A 5,770-nucleotide genomic window follows, 5' to 3' on the forward strand; every position below is an offset into this window, starting at 1 on the left:
TTTCATCCTCAAATACATCAAAAACAGGCTCAATTTCAGTAGACCCTACATGTACTTCTTTTACTTTTGGCTTTTGCGCTTCTTTTTTCCCTCTTGTAGAAATATTTGTTGGCTTAGTGCCAAGAGGCCTTATGGAAAATCCATAGCTAACAGTAGGTTTTTTATCGCCCCAACCGCTCTCAAATCTGTGTTTTATTTCTGAATCTGTTTCAGCAATTCTCTGTCTGAATTCTGGAGACGTTTTTTCAAGGGCTTTTACAATTTTACCAAAACCTGGAATAAAAGAACTAAAAATATCTCCTACAAAAGTTTCTTCTTTATATTCAGATTTCTGTTCCTCAAGATTGCTTTCAAGGTCCTTTATTCTTTTTTCCATATCCTTGATTTTGGATTCCATCTCAGCTTTTTCTTCTTCTTGTTCTTTTTCAGATTTTTTATTGGTAGTATCTTTTTCCATATTTAACCTCACTAATATGATTTTTTAAATATATTTGACGATTTATTCTGACGGATTTTCTTTAATTTCTAACATTCGTTTATTCTTAAGTGGACTTATCCACCCACAGACTGGACATCCCTCTTCTATCAAAAGCTTCTCTTCTCTTCGGTTTCCGCATTCAGGGCAATTTACGTATGTTTCATATGTTTTCTGCCATGCTGGAGCATTCAAATTGGTTCCGGAAGGAAATTCAAGCCCGTACTTTGCCGCAGTTTCAAAAGATGCAATAGTAGCTGTTATTTTAACTCCAAGGAGTTCTGTACCCCCAACAGATACAGAGATATCGGCATTTAGCACAAGCCCTTTATCAAGGATCCTGTCTATTACATCAGCAAGTCCTCCTGACTCTCTGACGACTGAGCCGTTCATTATTTCACCTACTTACAATATTTCCTGCTTCTTAACTCTACTTGTGGTCCTGAAACATGGTGGCCTGGCGTTATCGCCAGTTGTTTTTTCGAAACTTCTTTCAGTTTCCTGAAGACTGGGAGTGTACCCACGGAACCCTTTAAAAAAGGTTTATGTGAAAAAACAAATAAATCTGTAAAATTAAGATCAGGGACCAGAGTATATTTGTAAAGTTTCTTCATTCTTTCTGAAAGATTATAATTGGATGTTGTGGAATACCTGAACGCATTATCCAGAATATCTCCTGAAAGTATTGTTGAATAAGAAAACAGATTTTTTCCCTTATTCAACTCTATAATCCTTCTCTTTACTTTTCTGGTTTTAAGCCCTTTTCGTGTATTCTGAATAAGAGGAACAATCACATTTTGCTTCAGTTCTATTTGTCTGTATGCTTTATCCTTTTGCTTTAAAAGCATAATCTTCAATTTGTTATTCTGAGCTTCTACACTTAATATGTGATTTTTTTTTTGCATTTTCATGCGCTTTCTAACATCTTTCACTACAAATGTATGGTTAGAACTTAATTTTCCAATATTGTGCATCGGCCTACATCTCCTAACCTATAATCGGGATTTTAATTTCTTCTTAGGTATCAACTTCTTGGATGCAGGTAACTCGGGGTTTTCTGCTTCAATTCCAGGGTTGATTTTTATATGGTAAGCACCCTCTATATTAGATCCAACTGGACCTTTACAAATATAATTTCCTGATTTGTCGAATAATTTGCTTTTTTCCATTTCATCAAGCAATTTGAAAAAATTCATTATTGACGGACAAGGATCTCTAGACTTCTTACCCATGGCTTTTTTACGTTTTTTTTTCTCAAGTAAGGATGTCTGCTCTGACACTGAGATTCATCTCCTCAAAACGTTCTATGAATTTTAGTTGCTCTATGAGTCTAGATTTTGTGTCTTCAAACTCATATTTTGAGATCTCGCCAAATTCGTATAACATTTGATTTTCTTTTATTTGGTTTTTGATATTCTCAGGGTTGTAAAGTTCCTTATATGCAAGGTTTTCCAGGAGTTCAAGAGTAGATACAAAATCAAGCCCCGGAACTGAAACTCCTAGAGCCCGAAGAAGTAAGTCATCAAGAATTAACATTACCTGAAACCCCCCTTCTGTTTGGACAATATATGTATATCCACGAAATTATAGGGCGACCAGGGTCCGCTATACTGGAACTTAAATGAATCATATTTGGATCTAAGCTGTTCAACCTCATCTGAAAAAGTCTGTACTTTATCTGCTTCCACGAGAAATGAAGCATTCATTAAAAGGCGCTCACTGAAAAGGATTAGATTCTTTGAATCAAATGATACTTGCTTGAGCCTTTCGGTAAACTCAGATTTGCATTGATCAAGTTTTTGTTCGTTTCTATCAAAATCTTTTGGCAAGATCACCTTCACTCCAAGCTCGACCCTGTTGTCCACTATTTTCATGGCTTTTTTCATAGCCTTGTACCCATACTTCATGGACATCTCCACCAGCTTTTTATTTTTAAAGACCATGCCGTATGCTACAGGAATTACACTGTGTTCTTTCATCACTTCATTAATGACATTGCTATGAGTTTTTACATCTTCTTCATCCTCAACATCAAATTTTTTGAAAATAATGTCGCTCAAAACAGGGGAAAATTCTTTATATTTTGTCGTATACACTTCCTTCCCTTGAAAACCTATGTTTCCAAAACTTATTTTCTCCTCCTGGGCCTTGATTATACAGTAAACATACCTCCCACTCTCACCGTCTTTGCTCACTTTGTATTTTCCCCCAAAGCCGTAGATTTCAAAAAATCATTTAAAAACTCATTTGCAATCATATGTTTATCAAGGATATTACGAATATTTTTTTCATTACCTCTTGCTATTTTGTAGATCTTTTTCTTAATTACGTATTCACGTTCTAGAAGACCATCGTTTTTTAATTTATTAAGAAGTGGGTAAATGGTTCCAGGACTTAACAAGACATTGAATTCTCTGTGAATCACATCAAGAATTTCGATTCCACACATGGGCCTACTTGCGATGAGGGAAAGCACGATAATGTCAAGATATTCTTTAACAAAGCGTTCTATCATGGAATATTCTATGTTGAGATCTTTAAAGCTGCTTGAAGACAGAATTGTCACATTTGGCGTATTGAGAATCAATTTTTTATGCATTTCAACTAGCTCAGCGATCTGCTTGGCATTAAGCATGCCGAGTTTATACATACAAAGCACGATATTGTTTTTATTGAGGTTTAAGAGATGATGAATATCCGTGTGTTCAAAAACTCCCTCTACAATGATTCTGAACCTTTTATCTTTATTTACATCTTTAACAAAAAATTTGATTTCCCGAGGTTGAATTATTAACGGAGATACATTTAGTCTATTAAACCTGCTTCTAACCAATTCGAATTCTTCCTCACTAATATAAAGTAAATTTTCATCTTTTTTTGCAGAGGAAAAAAAAGAAGCCTGAATTAAGTCTCTATTTACTCCCCGTGCGTAGAGAAAGAGCATATGCCTACTCTCAAGAAATGACCTCTGAATTATTGTATCTATATTATCGTTTAGTACATTTTCATTCACTCTCTCACCAGTATCCCCAGAACTTTCAAAACCCCTTAATTCTTAATCTTCTTCCAGTTCTATCATGTCTCCCCTATGCCTCATTCCTATCCTTTTATAGTCTATAACATCATAGTTTGAATCAACTTTCAATTCGTAGATCCCCAATATGTCCTGAGTATCAGGGACTGCTTTTCTTTCTAGGACTTCCAACTGAACATACCAGTAATCTCCGCTTTTGGAAACGGCGATGACTTCCTCGACTTTCCTATTAAGAATCTCTGCGATCTGAAAAAGTGCTTCATCCCCCACTTCTTTTACGGTAGATTTATGCTTTCTTTTTGTCTGAAGTCCGGCTCTATCTTCGGATTCCTGTTCAAGAGCTGCGTTTGCCATACTATTCCCCCGAAAATACATATTTCTAATAAAGTCAGAAATTACATCAAATAGTGACAAATTAATTACAAAACATAATTTGGATTTTTACGTAAGTTGTGAAATCACATTATTGACAAGTTTTTCTTTTTGAAACAAATCCACATTAGAACCTGTTTTTGTCGCAATTACATCAATAAATAGCTGATTGTAATACTTTTCTGCATTACCATTTAGCTGTTTCATGGCTTTACCGACCATTATGGCTGCTCGAGTCCCAGGCTTTTGAACTTCATTAACCTGCTCTCTAATTTTACGGATTACAAAAACAATATTTTTTGCTTCTTCATAAGGTATATTCGTATGTTTGCGCACGATATCTATTTCAGTTTCAAGGCTGTAGTAATCCATATATATACCTACCATCCGGTCCAGCAGAGCATCTTGTGGAGCATGAATCCCAGCATACTCAATAGAATTGCTTGTGAGAATAGCTCTGAATTCGGGATGTACTTTCAAATATCTTTCCTGCCCAAATTTACTCGGCAATTCCAGAATTCCTTCCTCAAAAACTGAAAGTAATACATTGTTTGCAGTTGGTTTTGCTCTGGAAAACTCATTATATACAAAAGTACATCCATATTTGCATGCTATAGCTAAAGGATTGTCTATCCATTCAGGCTTTATGATATCTGCACTCTTGATAACATTATGAATATAGTGATCTCTCATTGACTCCTGCTTAATCTGCGCATATCCACCTGTGAGGTCTTTGGTTGTGAGAGCATCATCTCCGTTTATCCAAACAACAGGACGCCCGATTTCTTTTGCAATGTGCATCACCAGACTAGTCTTTCCACAGCCAGTAGGGCCAATCAAATGCACTGGATAACCAGTGCCAATCCATAATTTGATTCTTTCGCTCAATTCTTTAACATCTGGCCCTTCAACAAAACAATCGGTATTGGGTAGAAAATATTCACTCTGTATTAAGTTTTTAGTATCTAAATTCCCAATAAACAAAGATTTTGGATCTATGAGACAGCTTTGTTTTTTTAGTTTTTCATGCATTTCCGAAGTAGAGATTGTCTTTAAGTTAGTCTGATTTTGTTTTATTTTTTCACTTAAAGGCTGATGGACAGATTCTCCTCTCACTTTCCTCGGGTGTGTTGCTTTATAAATCATCTTTACCTCCCATTTTTGTAACGAAAATCGATATTTCGAGACTAAAATACAGATTTACAAAATTTATCACTTCAAAAAAAGAAGTGATTTTATATCTCTGGACCTAAGAAATTATCCATAGAATTCCTTGATATAATGCTTAATATCCCCCTGAAACTCCCCTATACTCAATTCAAAAATACCAGTGTTTTTTTGTATTTCTTTGACTTTTTGGTCAGTGGCTTTCCTTATCTCTATGGCTCCCTCATTCATCTGATGCACACCGGATTGCATCATTTTTGCCATGTTATTAATATCTGCCTTTAGTTGATTAATTTCGAGCTGCATCTGTGTAACTTTTTCTTTATTGTCATTCTGAAGCTGCATTATAGCTTCATTGATATTTGAAACCGCATCTTGCTGTTCCTTGGCTTGCTCTCTGATGCCCTCATTCATTTTATGTATGTTTTCATGAATCTCGACAATTCCTGCGTTCATACAGTCCCTTTTCTGAACCGTATCCTCTTCTATTTTAGTTACTCCTTCCTGTATACTTTGCTCCATTTGCTTGATATCTTCCTTTAATTGTTTAACGCTATTCACCACTAAAACCCCCCCTTTTCGGCTTCTATTTTTATCTGTTTTCTTTTTTCAGCAGAAAATTGTTGATTTCAAGCTGTCTCAAAACTCAAGCCATTTCCGTAATTTATGTAATTATTATGGGCAATGTTTACTTAAAATATGCAGAATATATTATTCCAAAC

General features: G+C 35.3%; 10 protein-coding genes. All 10 read right to left on the minus strand.

Annotated features, from left to right (window positions below; translation table 11 throughout):
* On the minus strand, positions 1-457 hold a 457-nt coding region (locus tag ASJ81_RS08355), incomplete at its 3' end, for a hypothetical protein (protein WP_141241629.1).
* A 42-nt stretch (positions 458-499) separates the two neighbouring features.
* Positions 500-868: a gas vesicle protein gene (gene gvpJ, locus ASJ81_RS24815; protein WP_170943248.1), complete on the minus strand. Its 369-nt coding sequence runs from the start codon at positions 866-868 to the stop codon at positions 500-502.
* A gap of 8 nt (positions 869-876) precedes the next feature.
* Positions 877-1,449, minus strand: a complete 573-nt coding sequence (locus tag ASJ81_RS23270) for a hypothetical protein (protein ID WP_095644078.1) — start codon at positions 1,447-1,449, stop codon at positions 877-879.
* Positions 1,450-1,467: 18 nt separating this feature from the next.
* The gene (locus tag ASJ81_RS08370; protein ID WP_095644079.1) at positions 1,468-1,755 is read right to left on the minus strand and encodes a hypothetical protein; all 288 of its coding nucleotides are present in this window, start codon (positions 1,753-1,755) and stop codon (positions 1,468-1,470) included.
* Positions 1,730-2,011 carry a gas vesicle protein GvpG gene (locus ASJ81_RS08375; RefSeq protein ID WP_095644080.1) on the minus strand — a complete coding sequence of 94 codons (282 nt, stop codon included), beginning with the start codon at positions 2,009-2,011 and terminating at the stop codon, positions 1,730-1,732. Before ASJ81_RS08375 ends, ASJ81_RS08370 begins: the two co-directional genes overlap by 26 nt.
* Positions 2,011-2,670: a GvpL/GvpF family gas vesicle protein gene (locus tag ASJ81_RS08380; protein ID WP_095644081.1), complete on the minus strand. Its 660-nt coding sequence runs from the start codon at positions 2,668-2,670 to the stop codon at positions 2,011-2,013. The genes ASJ81_RS08375 and ASJ81_RS08380 overlap by 1 nt, the downstream gene beginning before the upstream one ends.
* Entirely contained in the window at positions 2,667-3,488 is an 822-nt protein-coding gene (locus ASJ81_RS08385; protein ID WP_095644082.1) for a PadR family transcriptional regulator, read from the minus strand. The genes ASJ81_RS08380 and ASJ81_RS08385 overlap by 4 nt, the downstream gene beginning before the upstream one ends.
* A gap of 42 nt (positions 3,489-3,530) precedes the next feature.
* On the minus strand, positions 3,531-3,863 hold the full coding sequence (gene gvpO, locus ASJ81_RS08390) for a gas vesicle protein GvpO (RefSeq protein WP_170943249.1): 333 nt from the start codon (positions 3,861-3,863) through the stop codon (positions 3,531-3,533).
* Positions 3,864-3,950: 87 nt separating this feature from the next.
* Positions 3,951-5,027 carry a gas vesicle protein GvpN gene (gene gvpN, locus ASJ81_RS08395; protein ID WP_095644084.1) on the minus strand — a complete coding sequence of 359 codons (1,077 nt, stop codon included), beginning with the start codon at positions 5,025-5,027 and terminating at the stop codon, positions 3,951-3,953.
* A gap of 111 nt (positions 5,028-5,138) precedes the next feature.
* Positions 5,139-5,609: a hypothetical protein gene (locus ASJ81_RS08400; protein WP_141241631.1), complete on the minus strand. Its 471-nt coding sequence runs from the start codon at positions 5,607-5,609 to the stop codon at positions 5,139-5,141.
* Positions 5,610-5,770: the final 161 nt, after the last annotated feature.

It is taken from the genome of Methanosarcina spelaei, assembly GCF_002287235.1.
Lineage (GTDB): Archaea > Halobacteriota > Methanosarcinia > Methanosarcinales > Methanosarcinaceae > Methanosarcina > Methanosarcina spelaei.